This is a genomic window from Streptomyces sp. NPDC018019 (assembly GCF_044327805.1).
Lineage (GTDB): Bacteria > Actinomycetota > Actinomycetes > Streptomycetales > Streptomycetaceae > Streptomyces.
This window is the reverse complement of record NZ_JBIRGD010000022.1, coordinates 74242-90133: the sequence shown is the minus strand read 5'-3', so window position 1 is coordinate 90133 and position 15892 is coordinate 74242. Positions and strand designations below refer to the sequence as shown.

General features: G+C 69.3%; 15 protein-coding genes. 5 read left to right on the top strand and 10 right to left on the bottom strand.

Features of this window, described 5'->3' with window-relative positions:
- Nucleotides 1-31 precede the first annotated feature (31 nt).
- Nucleotides 32-286, top strand: a complete 255-nt coding sequence (locus ACH4FX_RS30600) for a non-oxidative hydroxyarylic acid decarboxylases subunit D (protein ID WP_398484385.1) — start codon at nt 32-34, stop codon at nt 284-286.
- 778 nt (nt 287-1064) lie between these two features.
- On the opposite strand, the gene ACH4FX_RS30595 is transcribed toward ACH4FX_RS30600, so the two are convergent.
- The 5 genes from ACH4FX_RS30595 to argJ are packed head-to-tail and all read right to left on the bottom strand — an operon-like array spanning nt 1065 to nt 9080.
- Nucleotides 1065-2294, bottom strand: a complete 1230-nt coding sequence (locus tag ACH4FX_RS30595) for an MFS transporter (protein ID WP_398484383.1) — start codon at nt 2292-2294, stop codon at nt 1065-1067.
- A complete protein-coding gene (locus tag ACH4FX_RS30590) occupies nt 2291-5485 on the bottom strand; it encodes an amino acid adenylation domain-containing protein (RefSeq protein ID WP_398484381.1) in 3195 nt (1064 codons plus the stop codon). Before ACH4FX_RS30590 ends, ACH4FX_RS30595 begins: the two co-directional genes overlap by 4 nt.
- Nucleotides 5485-6750 (bottom strand): ATP-grasp domain-containing protein, encoded by a 1266-nt coding sequence (locus ACH4FX_RS30585; RefSeq protein WP_398484379.1) that lies wholly within the window; start codon nt 6748-6750, stop codon nt 5485-5487. The genes ACH4FX_RS30590 and ACH4FX_RS30585 overlap by 1 nt, the downstream gene beginning before the upstream one ends.
- Before the next feature lie 50 nt (nt 6751-6800).
- Complete coding sequence (locus ACH4FX_RS30580) at nt 6801-7904, bottom strand: GNAT family N-acetyltransferase (protein WP_398484378.1); 1104 nt, start codon at nt 7902-7904, stop codon at nt 6801-6803.
- A gap of 15 nt (nt 7905-7919) precedes the next feature.
- Nucleotides 7920-9080 (bottom strand): bifunctional glutamate N-acetyltransferase/amino-acid acetyltransferase ArgJ, encoded by a 1161-nt coding sequence (argJ, locus tag ACH4FX_RS30575; protein WP_398484376.1) that lies wholly within the window; start codon nt 9078-9080, stop codon nt 7920-7922.
- A gap of 270 nt (nt 9081-9350) precedes the next feature.
- Between argJ and ACH4FX_RS30570 the strand changes: the two genes are divergently transcribed.
- From ACH4FX_RS30570 to ACH4FX_RS30560, 3 genes are all read left to right on the top strand, one after another.
- Nucleotides 9351-10130 (top strand): enoyl-CoA hydratase/isomerase family protein, encoded by a 780-nt coding sequence (locus tag ACH4FX_RS30570; RefSeq protein ID WP_398484374.1) that lies wholly within the window; start codon nt 9351-9353, stop codon nt 10128-10130.
- 3 nt (nt 10131-10133) lie between these two features.
- Nucleotides 10134-11552, top strand: coding sequence for an asparagine synthase C-terminal domain-containing protein (locus ACH4FX_RS30565; RefSeq protein ID WP_398484372.1), 1419 nt, complete (start codon nt 10134-10136; stop codon nt 11550-11552).
- Between the two features lie 76 nt (nt 11553-11628).
- Entirely contained in the window at nt 11629-12441 is an 813-nt protein-coding gene (locus ACH4FX_RS30560) for a TauD/TfdA family dioxygenase (protein ID WP_398484370.1), read from the top strand.
- Nucleotides 12442-12521: 80 nt separating this feature from the next.
- Here ACH4FX_RS30560 and ACH4FX_RS30555 read toward each other — a convergent pair whose 3' ends face one another.
- Entirely contained in the window at nt 12522-12755 is a 234-nt protein-coding gene (locus ACH4FX_RS30555; protein WP_398484368.1) for a hypothetical protein, read from the bottom strand.
- Nucleotides 12756-13370: 615 nt separating this feature from the next.
- On the opposite strand from ACH4FX_RS30555, the gene ACH4FX_RS30550 reads away from it, so the two are divergent.
- Complete coding sequence (locus tag ACH4FX_RS30550; protein ID WP_398484367.1) at nt 13371-14177, top strand: lanthionine synthetase LanC family protein; 807 nt, start codon at nt 13371-13373, stop codon at nt 14175-14177.
- 359 nt (nt 14178-14536) lie between these two features.
- On the opposite strand, the gene ACH4FX_RS30545 is transcribed toward ACH4FX_RS30550, so the two are convergent.
- From ACH4FX_RS30545 to ACH4FX_RS30530, 4 genes are read right to left on the bottom strand one after another with little or no spacing between them, the layout of a single operon-like run.
- A complete protein-coding gene (locus tag ACH4FX_RS30545) occupies nt 14537-14668 on the bottom strand; it encodes a hypothetical protein (protein ID WP_398484365.1) in 132 nt (43 codons plus the stop codon).
- Between the two features lie 45 nt (nt 14669-14713).
- Nucleotides 14714-15427, bottom strand: coding sequence for an NADPH-dependent F420 reductase (locus ACH4FX_RS30540; RefSeq protein ID WP_398484363.1), 714 nt, complete (start codon nt 15425-15427; stop codon nt 14714-14716).
- Complete coding sequence (locus tag ACH4FX_RS30535) at nt 15424-15690, bottom strand: aldo/keto reductase (protein ID WP_398484361.1); 267 nt, start codon at nt 15688-15690, stop codon at nt 15424-15426. The genes ACH4FX_RS30540 and ACH4FX_RS30535 overlap by 4 nt, the downstream gene beginning before the upstream one ends.
- Nucleotides 15687-15812: a hypothetical protein gene (locus ACH4FX_RS30530; RefSeq protein ID WP_398484359.1), complete on the bottom strand. Its 126-nt coding sequence runs from the start codon at nt 15810-15812 to the stop codon at nt 15687-15689. The genes ACH4FX_RS30535 and ACH4FX_RS30530 overlap by 4 nt, the downstream gene beginning before the upstream one ends.
- Between the last annotated feature and the right edge of the window lie 80 nt (nt 15813-15892).

The window sequence follows — 15892 nt, the reverse complement described above, 5'->3', positions numbered from 1 at the left end:
CCGTCCCGGCCCCGACCGCACAAGGAGCCTCATGTCCGAGAAGACGCCCGAGAAGACCGTTTGCCCCCGCTGCGCCCACCCCGCGATCGCGCGACTGTTCACCTCCCCCGTCCCCGGGGTGTGGGACGTCCTCCAGTGCGAGCAGTGCCTGTACTGCTGGCGCACCAGCGAACCGGCACGCCGCACGTCCCGCGCCGCCTACCCCGACGGCTTCAAGCTGACCGCCGAGAACATCCGCGACGCCCCGGATGTGCCCGCCGTACCGCCGCTGCGCGACGCGCGTTAGCCATCTCACGGCATCAGAGACGAGTCCACCCCCCTTACGTCATGAAGCTGACGTAAGACTTTCAGACGCCTTCCGTGAGGAGGTCTGCTACCACACTCCCGCACCGACCATCGACAGGCCCAGCCCATGGCCGGTGTCCATAGGAAGCTGGAGCAGTTGCGGGGCCGCCAGGGACACGGTGTAAATAAGCGATTCCGATGCCGAGCGCGGCGGTGTTGGCCAGGAGGACCGGACGACGCACGGCTGCCCGCAGATCCACCAGGGGACCTGCGCGCCGCAGTTCCAGCACTCCGGGACCGGCCAGCAGGAGCGCGGCGCCCAGGAAGAGCGCCAGCGTCGTACCGCTGAGCCACCCCCAGGCGGCCACCCTTCGTGATAGCCAGCAGCAGGCACACCCGTAGCGCTGCCGCATAGGCGGTTCAACGGGAAAGACGGCGCAGCGCACTCGGGTTGTGACGAGTGCCGAGACCTCAACGAGAACGGTTACGAGCAGAATGGCCGACAGAGCCCGCTGACCCGGTCCCTGCCGGAAGGCCCGCTGACGGGGTTCCAGGAGGCCGCCGCGTCCCACCCACCGGACGCCGCAGCGATGACAGCCTTCGTCACCAGCCCCCACAAAAAACATTCACCTGTGCACGCTGGTCTCTCCCTGGAACCGACGTGAACACCTATGCCACGGATTCCGCCAACGGGACACGGAGACCCGCGACGTGCCTCCTGCCCACATTTCAAACATGTCCCCGACCAGCGAGCACAGGAAGACCTGACGAAGCCCCGCTTACTGCTTGCCGAGCGTGGCGCCCCGGCCGGCGAGCAGAGCGGCGACCACACTGATCGCCGCGAGGGTCCACCACAGGCCGGTCGGCCAGTAGTCGAGCATGCTCGTTGCCAGAAGCGGCGCGAGCGCCGTGGCCGTGCCGACGAAGACCTGGTTGAACGCCATGTAGCGGCCTTGTTCCGCATCGGGCGGAAGGCTGGTGAGCAACACCATGGCGCCCTGGGAAACGGCCATCTCCCCCACCGTGTACACCGCCATCGCCGCTGCCAGGACGGCGAGCCGGACGTGTTGGGAAGCGGAGGAGACCAGGACTGATGCCGCGTACAGCACGAGGTACGAGAGACCACCGAGCGCGAGGACAGCGGTGGGCCGGAAGCGGTCCAGTACGCGGCTCACTGGCAGCTGCAGGACGGTGAGCAATACCGTGTTGACCGCGAACAGCGCGCCCACGGCCCATGACGGCAGCTCCAGATCCCGTAGGACGAAGACGGGCAGTGCGCTCTCCACCGTGAGCGCGGCTGTCCACAGCAGGGCGTTGGCTCCGGCCACGCGCAGATACGGAATGTTCTGCCACGGGCGGATGCGTGCGCTTCCGGAGAGGCCGGGTCTCGTGTGCCGCAGGGCGGGGGCCGTGCCTGGTACACGCATGTAGAGCGCGCCGGCCAGCAGGAAGCTGGCAGCGTTCACGATGCCGAGAAAGATGAAGCCCGACGTCGTGTCGACGACCAGCAGGCCGGCGAAGAGGGCACCCGCCCCCATTCCGGCGTTGAAGACGACCCGTGACAGCGCGAGCCACCGGCTGCTCTGCCCTTTGGGCGCCAAGGCGACCGCGAGGAGGGGGCCGGCTGCCTGCTCGGCACGGTTGCCCAGGGCGAGTGCCACGCTGAAGAGGGCCAGGGGGACGATGCCGTGCAGGCAGACGAAGCCGACGAAGCATCCGGCGCGGAGCGCCGTCGAGGCGATGATCACGGCCCGGGGCCCGAACCGGTCCACCAGCCGCCCGATGGCAAGCAGCCCGGGCAGGGCGGTGAGCGTGGTGAATGTCAGGACCAAGCCCACCGTACTGAGCGAGAGCCCCGACAGCTGTGTGAAAAACAGCAGGGAGAACGGATAGAAGAACCCTGTGCCCAGGGCGTTGACGCATCCGGCCGCACCGAACCAGATGACCCCGGGCCCTCTGGGGAACGCCGAAGCTCGCTCCTCCGGGTCCTTGACATCGGTGGTTGTCATCGGATTCGTCCCGTCGAGGCGAGCAGATCGGCGACCTGGGCACCGGGTGTGTCTGCGGCTTGCCGCGCGAGGCTGATGACGGTGTCGAGGAGACGGCGTGCGGTGGCGGCCGTGATGAGGTCACGGTCGTAGGAGAGATGTACGGTCAGCTGCTGCGGAGATTGGAGGAACGCGAGGATGACGGGCGCCGGCGCCAGTGCGGTGCTCAGGGCCAGCGGTGTGGTGGTCGTTCCCTTGAGCACGAGGGTCGTGGACCGGTGCTGAAGGTTCGTCTCGATGTAGTTGACCAGGATGTACGGCGCGGGCGACGGCCGTCCGAACGCCTCGGGGTCCAGTCTGCGTACGACCTCGGCGAGAGGCAGCCGCTGGCGGGCCAGGACGCTCACCGCCCGGTCGCGTGCCTGCTCGATCTGGTCGGCGAACGAAGTGCAGGAGACCGTTTCCAGGATCACGGGCAGGCTGTTCGCGGTGTAGGCGACCAGCCCGCCCGAGCCCGCGGCCTCGCGGTTGGCCATAGGAGTGAGTACGCCTGTCCGCTCCTGTCCGGTGATGTCGGACAGGGCGACGGCGACCAGGGCCAGCAGACAGTGGAAGAGGGACGCTCTGCATTCCTTGGCCATGCTGGTCAGAGCGTCGGTGGTCTCACGCGACAGGTGGGCGACGGGTTCCTCACCGGCGAGGAAGCGGCGCTCCACGGGAGGAGCGGGCCGGATCAGGTCGGTCATGGGCCAGTACGGAGGGGTGCCGTCCAGCTCCTTGCGCCATTCCTCGATGACGGCATCGGCTTCCGGCGAGGCCAGCCATGCTGCTTCGTCCCGCAGGTAGGCGCGGTAGTTCGGCTCCGGCCCGTCCCAGACCACAGGCGTGCCGGTGCGGCGTGCCGCGTAGGCGCGCTGCAGATCGCCGAGGAGAACGGCCATGGAGACCTGGTCGGAGACCACGTGGTCGCAGGTGATCAGCAGGACGCCTGTGTCGTCGCCGCAGTCCCAGAAGGCCGCGCGGAACAGCATGCCGGAGGTGAGATCGAAGGGGGCGTTCGCGAGCTCGGCGACGGCTGTGGTCGGCAGGCCTTCGTCCCCGGATACGGTCCGGTGGAGCAGCCGCACCGGCCGGACCGGGGTGATCTCCTGCCGTTCGGTGCCGCGGTTGTCGACCAGAAAGCGGGTCCGCAGGGCTTCGTGACGTGTGACCACATCGGTCAGCGCCTGCTCCAGGGCGTCCAGCCACAGTCGGCCGTCGACCCGGCAGGCGGCCGAGACGTTGTGCGTCCCTGGGCCGAGATTCTGCTGAGCGCGCCAGCGTTCCCGGGCCAGCCGGAACGCCTGCTCCGGGGAGACCGGAAGGAGCCCCGCAGGCCCGGGCGGCCCGGCGGGCACCCTGGGTGATGCGGTGGACGGGGCCTGGGCGACCCGGTCCGCCAGCCCCGACAGGATCGGGGTGGCGATCAGGTCGCGTACGGCGATCTGCGCGCCCAACTCCTCCCGTATGCGGGCGATCAGCCGCATCGAGAGCAGAGAGTGCCCGCCCAGGGCGAAGAAGTCGTCGGTCCGCGCGACGGGCCCGTGGCCGAGTATCTCTTCCCATATGCGGGCCAGGGCGCGTTCCGTCGCGGTTCGCGGTGGTGCACCGGAGGAGGGCGTGCAGCCGGCATCCGCGGAGGCGGTGGCCGCGTCCGGTCGGGGCAATGCGTTGCGGTCGATCTTCCCGCTGGGTGTACGCGGCCACTGCTCCACCTCGGTCACCGAGGACGGCACCAGATGGCCGGGGAGCCGTGCGCGCAGAAAGTCCAGCAACTGCGCCGGGGTGACGGTGCCAGGCGCCACGAGCCGTACGTACGCGACCAGACGGGCATCCGTCTGATCGGGCGGGCTGTGGGCGATCACGGCCGCGCTCTCCACATCGCCGTGCTCCAACAGGCGGTGCTCCACCTCGCCGGGCTCGACACGGTGTCCCCTGATCTTGACTTGACTGTCGGCCCGGCCGAGCAGTTCGAGGGTTCCGTCCGCACGCCGGCGTCCCAGGTCGCCCGTGCGGTATATCCGCTCTCCCGGAGGTCCGAGAGGATGGGGCGGGAAACGGTCGGCGGTCAGCTCATCCTGCCCTCGGTAGCCGAGGCCGACCCCGGTACCGCCGATCCAGATCTCTCCCACGGCGCCCGGCTGCGCACGGGCCAGGTTTTCGTCCAGGACGAGGACTTCGGTGTCGGGCAGGGGACGGCCGACAGGCACGGTCGCGGTGTCGGCGGAGGTGACGCGGTGCGCCGTCGACCAGATCGTGGTCTCCGTCGGACCGTAGATGTTCCACACCTCCTCGCATCGCTCCCCCAGGGCCGCCGCCAGGTCCACGTGCATGGCCTCTCCGCCGCACAAGGCGGTGCGGAGCCGGCCCCGCCACCCGTCGGCCAGCAGCATCCGCCACGTCAGCGGAGTGGCCTGCAGGACCGTCGCGGCGCTGCTCATCAGCAGTGCGTGCAAGGCGTCTCCGGCGACGACCTGGTCATCGGTGGCGATGACCAGACGGCCTCCGGTCAGGAGCGGGAGGAACAGGTCCACCAGGCTCGGGTCGAAGGAGGGTGAGGTGACGGAGAGCCAGGTGTCGCCGGGGAACGGACGTACGACGGAGCTCATCGCCAGCACTCCCTTCGAGAGGGCCTGGTGGCTGATCTCGACGCCTTTCGGCCTGCCCGTCGAACCGGAGGTGTACATGACGTACGCCAGGTCGCCCGGAGCGGCCGTCCACTGGACCCCGTCCACGTGGCTGGTGCCCGGCGCGTCCAGGAGGACGGTCGGCTGGGTCTCCTCCATGCTCTGCGCGAGGTGGCTCAGCGTGACCATCGCCCGCGCTCGCGAGTCCCGCAGCATGTAGGTACGGCGTTCGTCCGGGTAGGCCGGGTCGACCGGGACGAAAGCGGCGCCGCAGCGCAGCACCCCCAGCAGAGCGGCGGGAAGGAACACGCTTCGGCCGACCACGACAGCGACGACATCGCCACGGCCGATGCCGGCTGCGGCCAGCCCGGCCGCGACCCGGCCACTGCACCGGTCGATCTCCGCCATGCTCATCGACGAGCCGTCGCATTCCAGGGCGTTCCGGTCCGGGGACCGAAGGACGGCCTCGGCCCAGAGGTCGGGAAGCGTCCGTCCGGACCAGGGAAACGGGCCGAACGTGGTGGACACAGGCGTCGTACCGGACATCAGCCGACCTCGATTCCGAGTTGGCCCATGGCCGCGTCGGCCCGGCGAACGGCTTCGCCGCTGTCCTGCCCGACGGCCACCACGCCGCCGAGCACGTCGACGTTGTTCTCCGCGACACGTATCCGGTCGCCGGGAGCGACGTGCAGATCCATCAGCACCACCCCGGGACTGCGATGAACCAGGTCCGCCCCGAAGACCGCGCGCACCACGCCGTCCCGGGAAGCCGTGAGGTAGCGCGAGGCCGCGGCGCCCCGGGGACTCAGGGTGAGGTCCGGTTCCCGTCCGGTGTGCAGACGTACCATCTCGCGCTGCAGATGCAGCCCCGTGCTCTCGTGGATGAGACGTGTGATCTGGGCGCCGGGCATACGGGCATTGACCTCGATGAGCTTGGGGCCCGTCGCCGTCATCTTGATCTCGACATGGGCCGCTCCGAAGTCGTGCCCGACCGCGTCGAGCGCGGCGGCCGCCGTGGCGGTGCACTGCTTCTGGACACTGTCGGGAAGAATCGAGGGAAACGTTTCGCCGAGCTCGACGAAGTGCGGATGCGGGCCGAGCGCCTTGTCGGTCACGCCGAGTACGGTTCGTACCCCCTCGACGGTGACCGATTCGACACTCACCTCGAATCCGACGAGGTACTCCTCGACCAGTACGCCCGGGGTGCGCCGGCCGCCGCGGTAGTCGGTGGGGACCGAGGCGATGGAGTGGTAGTGGGCTGCTACTTCCTCCGTGGTGCGGCACAGCCTGACACCGACGCTCCCGGCCTCGGTCATGGGCTTCACGACGCAGGGCAGCCCGATGCGCTCCGCCGCGGCAACGGCCTCGCTCTCGGACCGTGCCCACGCCCAGGCAGGCGTGGGCACCTGTGCCGCCTCGGCGGCCTGCCGTGTGCGCAGTTTGTTCCGGGCGGTGTGCGCCGCATCCGGTGAGAGACCCGGCAGGCCCAGTGCGCGCGCGGTCTCGGCCACGACGGCGGTGCTGTAGTCGGTGGTCGAGTAGATTCCCCGCAACTCCCCCTCGTCGTAGGTGGACTTCAAGGCAGCGAGTACCGCGGCGCTGTCATGTGTGTCCGCCTCGACGACCTCGTCGACGCATGCCGCGAACGCTTCCCGGGCGTGGGAGTCCGGAACATAGCGGGACACGCTGCCGGTGACGAACGCGGTATGGAACCCCTGGGCGCGTGCCGCCTGCAGCGGTGTGAGGCCGAACGCTCCCAGGCCGCTCTCGACGACGACGAACACTCCCGACGTGCGGGTCCGGTGCGACACGCCGCTCCTTTCGATGATGGGTGGACTTTCGCCGACGCGGAGCGCCGGTCTCACAGCCGCAGCAGGTGGCAACGCTGGTCGGTCACGGCACATCCGCGGGAGCGCTTGGTCTCCTCGCTGCCCAGCCCGTAATGGACGGTGGTGACACCGGCGGCGGCAGCCTCCTCCACGAGCCGGTAGTAGAGGAGCTCGAAGTACAGCGGAAGCCCGGACTTCCGCTGGTAGGCGTAGTCGTAGCCCGTCTGGCGCGCGTACCAGTGGCCCTTGTGACGCAGGACCAGCCCGAAGCCGCGGATCTGCCCGTCGCCGCGGGCCACGATGGCGAAGGCATCTTCGCCGAAGCGGTCGCGGACCTGCCGCAGCTGCGGCAGCGACTGGTCGGGGCGCCAGTCGATGCCGTACTTGCGCAGCAGCTCAGCCTCAAGCTCGGCGAAGCGGGGCAGATCGGCACGGTCGAGCGATTCGACAGCGACGGAGGTGTCGGCATCGCGGAGCTTGCGCCGTTCGGCGCGGATGGACACGCGTCGTTTGCGCGGCAGGGACGCAAGGCAGCCGTCGAACCCGTCCGACGGTATGTGCAGCGAGCTGTACCGGCCGGAGGTGTAACTCGCGTATCTGCGCGTGGCCAGGACGGACGCCAGCAGACGGTCGTTCTCGTCCAGGTACAGGAAGGCGATGCTGGCGGCGCCGGCATCTCGTGCCCGGCTCTCCGCGGCCGCCACGAGGGTGTCGAGGTCCCCGGCCGTGGCCTGCGGCCCGTACAGGACGCGCGTGTTGCCGAGGTGCCGCCCGCCCGCCACCAAGGACGGCATGAGAGAGGAGACCGGCTCCGCCGGCAGGCCGGCCAGATAGTCGGCCGCTCCGGTCAGGTCCGCATCCGCGCTGTTGCGCAGGACGACATCGGGCCTGCCGAGGGCCCAGGGCACCGATGCGGTGGCCAACGCGGTGGCCAGGCCCGCGACGGGAACTCCCGCCCGTTCAACCCACAGGTAGGTCATCGCGACGCCCGCGGTGCTTTCCACCACGTCGAGCCAGTGGGTGGAGAGAAAGACATCGCTGGGACGGGTCAGTGCGTCCCACGCCTGACGGGGCAGGTCGGCGGCGCGCTCCACGGCATGCACACCGCCGGGCGGCCGGGCTGTCCTCGGGGTCATGTGCACGTGCCCGGGTCAGGTCGTGTAGTCAGCGTTGATCTTCACGTATCCCTCGGTGAGATCACAGCCGTAGACGGTGAAGGCTCCCCGGGCGATGCCCAGATCGACCCGGATGATCACCTCGTCAGCCGCGAGGTAGGCGGCGGCCTGTCCGAGGAGTTCGTCGCTCGGCTCCTCCGGGTGCATCACCAGGTCCCCGAAGCGGATGCGGACGCGGGCGGGCTCGATGTCCGTCTCCTCGTGGAGCTTTCCGATGGCCATCGCCACCCGGCCCCAGTTCGGGTCGCTGCCGTGTACCGCGGCCTTGACCAGCGGGGAGTTGACCACACTCTTGCCGACCAGCTTGGCCTGCGCGTCATCGCGGGCACCCGTGACCTGAACCTCGATGAGCTTGCTCGCGCCTTCACCGTCCGAGGCGATGTCCCGCACCAGGTGCAGGGCGCATTCGTACAGCGCCTGCTCGAAGGAGGCCAGATCGACCGGGCCCGCGAGGCCGTTGGCGAACACGGCGGCGGTGTCGCTGGTCGAGGTGTCCGTGTCGATGCTCAGCGCGTTGAACGTCTTGTCCATCACGCGCCTGAAGAGCGCGTCCAACTCGGCGGCCGGAACGTCCGCATCGGTGAAGAAGAAGGTCAGAAGGGTGGCCATGTTCGGTTCGATCATGCCCACGCCCTTGGCGATGCCCGTGAGCACGGCGTCCCCGCACCGTACCGAGAAGAACTTGGGCCGGGTGTCCGTCGTCATCATCGCCCCGGCCGCGGCGGCGTAGTCCGCCTCGGGGAACGGCCACGTGAGGGCGTCGAGCCCGGCCCGAATGCTCTCCATCGGGTAAGGCCGGCCGATCACACCGGTGGAGCCGATGATCAGTTCCTCCGGCGGGATACCCACGGTCGCGGCGACCTTTCGGCGCACCTCCTCGGCGTGTTGGGCACCGGCGCGGCCGGTGGCGACGTTCGCGTTGCGGGAAAGCACGACCATGCCGCGGCACTGCTGCCGTGCCGCCGCCTCACGGCTGAGTACCACACTCGGGCCGGCGAAACGGGACTGGGTGAACACCGCGGCGGAGCGCGCGGGCACCTCGGAGACGACGGCCACGAAGTCGTCCTCGACGTCCTTGAGGCCCATGTTCGTCGAAACGCTGCGAAAGCCCCGTGGGCACAGTGGATTTTCCTGCATGGTCAACGCACCTTCCTGGCAGCCAGCGGCCCCCGCGCTTGCGGGGACCTCCGGACACATTATGCATGGCAATGCATGTCAGTGCATACATAGTTGCATCCGGGTGGCGATCAATGGATCATGAAGCGCGCAACAGCGCTGGACAGTCCGGCATTTGGACGTTCCGACGGCTTCCTGACGTTCTGCCCCATCGTCTGTTGCTATGCAGTGTGCGCACACCTGAGGCGCACACGATCACCATGCGGAGACGCATCACATCGGGGAGGCTGCATGTCGGCGGGCAATACCGCGACGGCGAGCATGGAGTGCGAGGTCCTGTCGGGGGGAGTGGCTCTCGTGGAGTTCTCGCAGGCGCACAAGCAGAATCCGTTCAGCAGAGCGCGGATGCGCGAGTTGGCCCAGTTGATGTTCGACCTGGACGGCAACGACGAGGTCGGGTGCGTCGTCCTGTACGGCGGGCCGGGCAGGTCGTTCGGTGCCGGTGGCGACTTCCACGAGGTGTCGGAGTTCTCCGGCGGCGACGAGGTCGACGCATGGATCGACGACATCACGGACCTCTACAGTGCCATCGCCGGAATATCCAAACCCGTGGTGGCCGCCATCGACGGCTACGCGATCGGCGTCGGCCTGCAGATCGCGCTCTGTTGCGATGTACGCATCGGCAGTCGTGCGTCAAAGCTCGTGATGCCGGAGTTCCGGGTGGGTATCGCGTGCAACTTCGGCGGCTACATGCTGGAGACGGTGGTCGGGCGCAGCGTCATGCAGGAAATGCTCTACACCTGCGCCGAGTGGCCCGCCGACCGGGCGCTGGCGGACCGCCTCCTGCACGAAGTGGCGCCCGGCGAAGCCCTGCTGGAGCGCGCGCTCGAACACGGCCGGCGTATCGCGGCCTACACGGCCGCAGCCGTGCGATCCACCCGATCGCGCGTCAACGGCCCCTTCGTCCAAGGGCTGCGGCGGATACGTGAAGAAGGCAAGAGGTCCCACCGCACCGCCTTCTCCGCCGGCGAAGCACAGCAGCGCATGCGACGCGTCATCGGAAAGGACTGAATCATGGCTCCCCTCAGCAAATGGTGCGTGCTGGCCAATACACCGGTCCACGGCTTGAACCACCTGGCGCAGCTCGCCGACCTCGGTGATGTGCGGGTGTACTACCGCGGCCCCGAAGGCGCCGCCCTTCCGGACAACCCACCGTTCATCCTGGACGTACGCACCCTGACGTCCGCCCCGGAAGGCCAAGAGCTCACGAGGGCTTCCGTGATCCGCATCGATGCGGATGCCGTGAGCGTCCGTGTCTCATCGCTCAACGAGGATCCGGTCTACTACGCGGTCAACCGCATGCGCGGCCTGTTCGCCTACTTCACCGATCTGATGCTGGCCCCACTCGTTCTGCCCGCGCTCGGAATGCCCGTCGAGCTCGCCTCCGCGTCGCCCGCCCATGAACGAGGTACCCTCCTGCTCGGCGTGGACCGGGTGCCCTACGGCACGGTCTCGCGGACGCGCCGCAGTGGCGGAAACTGGCTCACGGACACCTGCGACGGCCATGACCCGCTCGGCGACTTCCGGGCTCCGCACCGCCACGACCCGCTGGCTGCGGGAGAAGCCCAACTGGAGGCTCTGACCGCGGAGATCGAGCGCATCGACACGTCCACGCCCACGGGAACCGGCTACGCCACCCTGTTGTCGGGCGGAATCGACTCCGGGACGGTGACCTACCTGGCGGCCACGACCGGTCTTTCCGTCACCCCGTACAGCGTGGGAACACCGTGGGGCGACGAACTGGCCGACGCCTCCGAACTCTGCGCGGAGCTCGGGATCGCCCTTGAGCCGGTTCACCTGACGGAGGACCAGATCATCGCGTCCATCCCGGAGGCTGTACGGTGGCTCGGCGTCACCGAACCCGAAGTCGTAGAAGTCGCCCTCACCGCCACCTCGGTGCAGCGGCTGGGAGCCATTCCCGCAGACAAGGTGCTGCTGACGGGATACGGCAGCGACCTCATCAACGCGGGGCTCTACCGCCCCTACGACCACCGGGACGACCTGATCGAACAGTGTCTGTCAGCCGTTGACCGCACGCGTCGCAGCAATGAACTCTCCAACCGCATGGCTTTGGCGTACGGAGCCACGACCCACCACCCCTTCTGGTCATGGCCCGTGATGCGCGTCGCATTGGAGACCGCGCCCGAGTGCAAGGTCCGGGAAGGGCGGGAGAAGTTCCACCTGCGCACTGCGATGGGCAAGCGGCTCCCCGAGCCGATCGCCTGGCGCAAGAAGATCGCCGTTCACCACGGAGGAGGTCTGCAACAGGGCGTGATGCGCCGCCTGGAGAAGGAAACCGGCACACAGGACCGGCATCTCCTGTACTTGGCCACCTTCGCCGAGCTCCTGGACCGCGCCGCGGAAGGTGAGCTGGAGCCCGCAGATCCCTGGACCCTCTTCGAGCGCGCCGTACGCCGGGTCCAAGCGCACTGACCGCCCCGGCACTCGCAGCCACCTGCACTTGTCGGCCGCACGCGCCGGCAGACCGATTCAAGGAGTACCGAACCGCATGACCACCGTGACACCCGGCCCGCTCACCGAATCCGGCATGGGCTCGGTCATCGCCCCCGCCGCAGAGACGGATCTCACCCGCTTGGGCGGGGACATCCGTGCTGCCGCACTGCAGCACGGATGCGTACTGCTCAAGGGGCTCGACCTCGACGAAACCCGGTTCCAGAGCCTCGTGCACGCCATGGGGCAGACCGTCGACCACAAGTTCGGCGAGGGGCAGGCCGACCTGCTCAAGCTCAACGCGTCCCACGACGCGGGCAAAGTGGTGACCGGCCGGGGCCCGCTGCCGCTGCACACCGACGGACTGCTCGTCGGCGAGCGCACCGACCTGATCATCCTGTACGCCGCCGACTTCGCGGACGCGCCGGGTTCGGGCGAAACGTTCGTCTGCGACCAGCTGACGGCCTGGGACGAGATGCCGGCCGAGCTGCGCGAGACACTCGACCGCACCGGGACACTGGAGTACCTCGTCGAGGAGCGTGGCTACTTTCCCGACGTTCCCCAGGACTGGTACCCGATCGCCTCGGTGCGTGACTACGGCCGGGTGCGCTCTCTCAACCTGGCGATGAACTTTCCCGTTGGCACCGAGCCGCGCGGCTGGCGGGTGCGCGTTCCCGGTTTGGCGCCGCACGAGTCCGACCGGTTCCTCGCCGAGCTCGACGCCTACCTGCGCGGGCCGCGCTTCACGTACCAGCACCGATGGACGGTGGGCGACCTGCTCGTCATCGACAACCAGCGAACGCTGCACGGCCGCACCGCGATCGGCGCGGGTGGTACGCGTGTCCTGTTCCGGGGTCAGATCACTCTCTGAGACCACCACCGGCGACAGATGTCCTCTCCTGCCCCTGCACGACCGCCCCACCTGCGCAGGGCCCCTACGCGCTGTCTCGCCTACCTGACCGACCAGGGCATCACCACCAGCATCTTTCCCCGCCACTTACTCAAGGGCGGCACGGACGCCTCCTCGGAAACGCGAAAGACGGTCACCACACGGAACGCCTGTACGGTCCCGTCGTCAACGAGCGGGTGCAGCGACGGTTCACGGTAGCGGGCCTGGTCACCGATGGACGCCTCATCTCCTGGCAGGGCATCCGTGCCGACGGCGCCACTGATCTCGCCGGCCATAGCGCCTCCGACGAGCAATGGAAGAAGCCGGTCGCTGGACGAAGGAGCTCTTGTCCCCCACCACGTGTACGTACGTTCGGCGGGGGACGGGGAGCACGACGTCTTTGGCGAGGTCCCGTTCACGGTCGCCGGCACCCGGGCGTTGCGGGGATGCAGCGCCTGGACGCCGCCGGGGGCGAAGTCCGGATCGTACAGCCCGGTACGTACAGCCCAGGGATGCGGGCGGGGCCTGACAGCAGGTCCAGGCGCGAAGGTGGGCGGCATTCCTACCCGGCCGAACCTCGACTGACAGAGCCCGCCCGAGGCGAAGCTCCGTTGCGATGCCATGTTCGCCACGGCCGGGTGTGTCATTCCCGAGCGGCGTGCCACCTTGGAGTACTCACCGTCCGACCCGAAGCACGGTGCAGCGGCTGCGACCTATGCCTTCGCCCAGGGAAAACTGTGCAACTGGGCGAAGGTGAGCCGAGCAGACGGCCTCAACACTGCCAACCGGGCACGCACCTGCGGTGACAAGAGCAGCGACCCGTTCGTGCTCATGCCTGCAACGGTTCCTCACGACTCGTGCGACGAGTTTCCCTTCACCGGCTCTTTCGAAGGCGGGACCGACGGTGCCCTGTGCCGCTGTTCGAGAACGGCCAGTGGATGATCTACGAGGCCCGCAAGGAGAACTCCCGCAGCCGCGCCAAGGGCCCGGCGCGCAGCCACTGGTGCTACGGCACCCCCGGCGTCGCCCGCGCCCTGTACCTGGCCGGCACGGCCCTGGACCACAACGCCTGGCGGGACACCGCTGTCACCGCCCTGCAGCACACTCTCGCCCAGTCCCGCCCCCACCCTCAGCCCCCGGACGGCCTGGGCCTGTGCCACGGCCTGGCCAACCTGCTGCACACCACCACCCGCCTCGCCCACGACAGCCACGACCCCCTCCTGGCACGCCACCTGCCCGCCCTGGCTGACGGCCTGCTCGCCGCCCTCACCCGCCTCCCGCACCCACCTGTCCTCCAAGAGCACCCGGGACGCCAAAACCCGCCTTCCTACCCTGCGGGCCTGCTCAACGGCGCCAGCGGCATCGCCCTGGCCCTGCACAGCCACGCCACGGGCCAGCCCCCGTTATCTTCTTCGCGGTCCCATTGCGGAACCGCGAAGAAGATAACGGGGGCGGTCACCGTCTGGTCGGACATCATGCGCCTCAGCCCGGCGATCCGCCCATGGTTCCTGGCACAGGCCGCCGACACGCTGCCGCGCCATCTGCACCAGCGGCTGGCCGCCAGCTACGGAAACCGTCGCGGCATGCCCGCCGGCTATGTCCGCCGCGTCACCGCCCACATCCACGCCCGCGCCGCCCAGAACGGGCTGCCGACCCGGCAAGACTGCCTCCGCGCCCACCCGCCCCACCGGCCACCCCAACAGCTCTCCCTGGTGTGACCGGTCGGGGTGTGCGCTGGCACATGCGACGCTGTCCACGGGGCCGGGGTTCGCGGGCACGGCCGGGCGGTATGCGCCCGGCCGTGCGATCCGCCGCCGACCGCCGAATCAGGCCGGGGTGAGGGTGAGAGGCGGGCTGTAGGCGTCGAGTGGATCAGCTGAGGTGATCAGCACGCGGTAGGTGCCTGGCGGCAGATCCGGGTCCGTGACGCTCACCGCAAGGCCCGTGGGGTCGATCCCGGTGGCCGGCACCGCCTCGGTACGGCTGCCGCCGCACCGTCGGTGACAAGGCGGATCTCCAAGGGGTGGCCCAGGACACCGGTGATCTGCCAGGCCACCCGCTGGCGGGTGCCCGGCGTTCATGAGGCCCCGTCAGCAGGTGCACGGACCAGGAGGTTGCCCGCCTCCAGGGCGACGCCGGCGTTCGGATGGCTGAGCAGCTTGTTCAGGGCGCCACCGAGGCGGCACACCGAGGAGAGCGGGGACGGCATGTCGGCCCTTCATCATGGGGATGGCCTAGGTGTTCTGCTGTGATGTCAGCGGACGATCTTGACGCCGAAGCGGGTGCCGAGGGCGAGACCGATGGCGGTGTGGAGGTGCGCGTACATCTCCATGCCGCGGGCGGCGGCCAGCGGGCCGAGATCGACGATGTCGCGCCAGCCGTAGGCGCGCAGCAGCTCACCGGCCGCGGCTTTGGCGTCGGCGTCGTCGCCGGCCACCAGCATGGTGTGGTCGCCGCCCGCGAATTCCTCGGGGTGGGTGACGGTCTCCTGTTCCTGGGTGACGAAGGCTTTGACGACCTTGGTCTCCGGCAGGGCGCGCTGGATCTGCTCGGCCAGGCTGTCGGTGTCCACCGGGTCCAGGCGCGGCATCACACCCCAAGGGGTGGGCCAGGGGCGTTCGACCTGGTCGGGCTGCTGGTAGACGTAGGGGACGGCGTAGTCGACGAGGGTCTTGCCGGCCAGCGCCTGGCGTGGGAGGGCGCTCAGGGCCTGGACGGCGTGGGCGCCGTCGATGCCGCTGATGACCAGCTCCGCGGCGTCGGCCGCTTCGGAGAAGGTGTGCAGCTCGATGCCGGGGTGGGCGGCGTGGAAGTCGCGGTAGGGCGGGGTGCCCATCATGTCCGGCTCGGTGCGGGCCAGGGTGGCCTCGGGATTACGGGTGCCGACGATGACGTGGTGGCCGAGTTCGGTCAGGCGGGCGGTGTGGCAGCGGGCGCCGGCGCCGGTGCCCAGAACAGCGATCTTCATTGGGAACTCCTTCTTCCGCGGGGGCGGGATGGTGTGCTCAGGTGGTCGATGCGGGTGATGTCATCGTGGGTGAGGTGCAGTCCGGCGGCGTGCGGGTTGCTGTTGATGCGGTCGGGGTCGGCGGATCTCGGGATCACGGCGATGTCGTGGGCCAGGTGCCAGGCGATGACGGCCTGCGCCGGAGTCGCGTCGTGGGCCTCGGCGATCTCGGCCGGGACCGGGTGGTCCAGGCCGGGCTTGCGCAGCGGGCTGTGGCCCTTCACGGTGGGCGGCCGGCAGATGGGGGGCCGTAGTGGGCGGCCCGCTCGGTGCCGAGCCGATCCAGGCTGCGGGCGACGACGGCGTGTCCCTTGCCCGGGTGGTGCTGGGCGAACTTCGTTGTCACGAACACCTCGCGGCGGCCGATGCCGCTGTCGGTCAGGGCCCGCCCGACAGTCTCCTCGTTGCCGTAGAGCTGGGGCGGTG

Bases quoted from the DNA above. Each gene is read 5' to 3' on its own strand.
- ACH4FX_RS30600 (WP_398484385.1), top strand. From the start codon at position 32: ATGTCCGAGAAGACGCCCGAGAAGACCGTTTGCCCCCGCTGCGCCCAC.
- ACH4FX_RS30595 (WP_398484383.1), bottom strand. From the start codon at position 2,294: ATGACAACCACCGATGTCAAGGACCCGGAGGAGCGAGCTTCGGCGTTC.
- ACH4FX_RS30590 (WP_398484381.1), bottom strand. From the start codon at position 5,485: ATGTCCGGTACGACGCCTGTGTCCACCACGTTCGGCCCGTTTCCCTGG.
- ACH4FX_RS30580 (WP_398484378.1), bottom strand. From the start codon at position 7,904: ATGACCCCGAGGACAGCCCGGCCGCCCGGCGGTGTGCATGCCGTGGAG.
- argJ (WP_398484376.1), bottom strand. From the start codon at position 9,080: ATGCAGGAAAATCCACTGTGCCCACGGGGCTTTCGCAGCGTTTCGACG.
- ACH4FX_RS30570 (WP_398484374.1), top strand. From the start codon at position 9,351: ATGTCGGCGGGCAATACCGCGACGGCGAGCATGGAGTGCGAGGTCCTG.
- ACH4FX_RS30565 (WP_398484372.1), top strand. From the start codon at position 10,134: ATGGCTCCCCTCAGCAAATGGTGCGTGCTGGCCAATACACCGGTCCAC.
- ACH4FX_RS30560 (WP_398484370.1), top strand. From the start codon at position 11,629: ATGACCACCGTGACACCCGGCCCGCTCACCGAATCCGGCATGGGCTCG.
- ACH4FX_RS30555 (WP_398484368.1), bottom strand. From the start codon at position 12,755: ATGGCCGGCGAGATCAGTGGCGCCGTCGGCACGGATGCCCTGCCAGGA.
- ACH4FX_RS30545 (WP_398484365.1), bottom strand. From the start codon at position 14,668: ATGCCGTCCCCGCTCTCCTCGGTGTGCCGCCTCGGTGGCGCCCTGAAC.
- ACH4FX_RS30540 (WP_398484363.1), bottom strand. From the start codon at position 15,427: ATGAAGATCGCTGTTCTGGGCACCGGCGCCGGCGCCCGCTGCCACACC.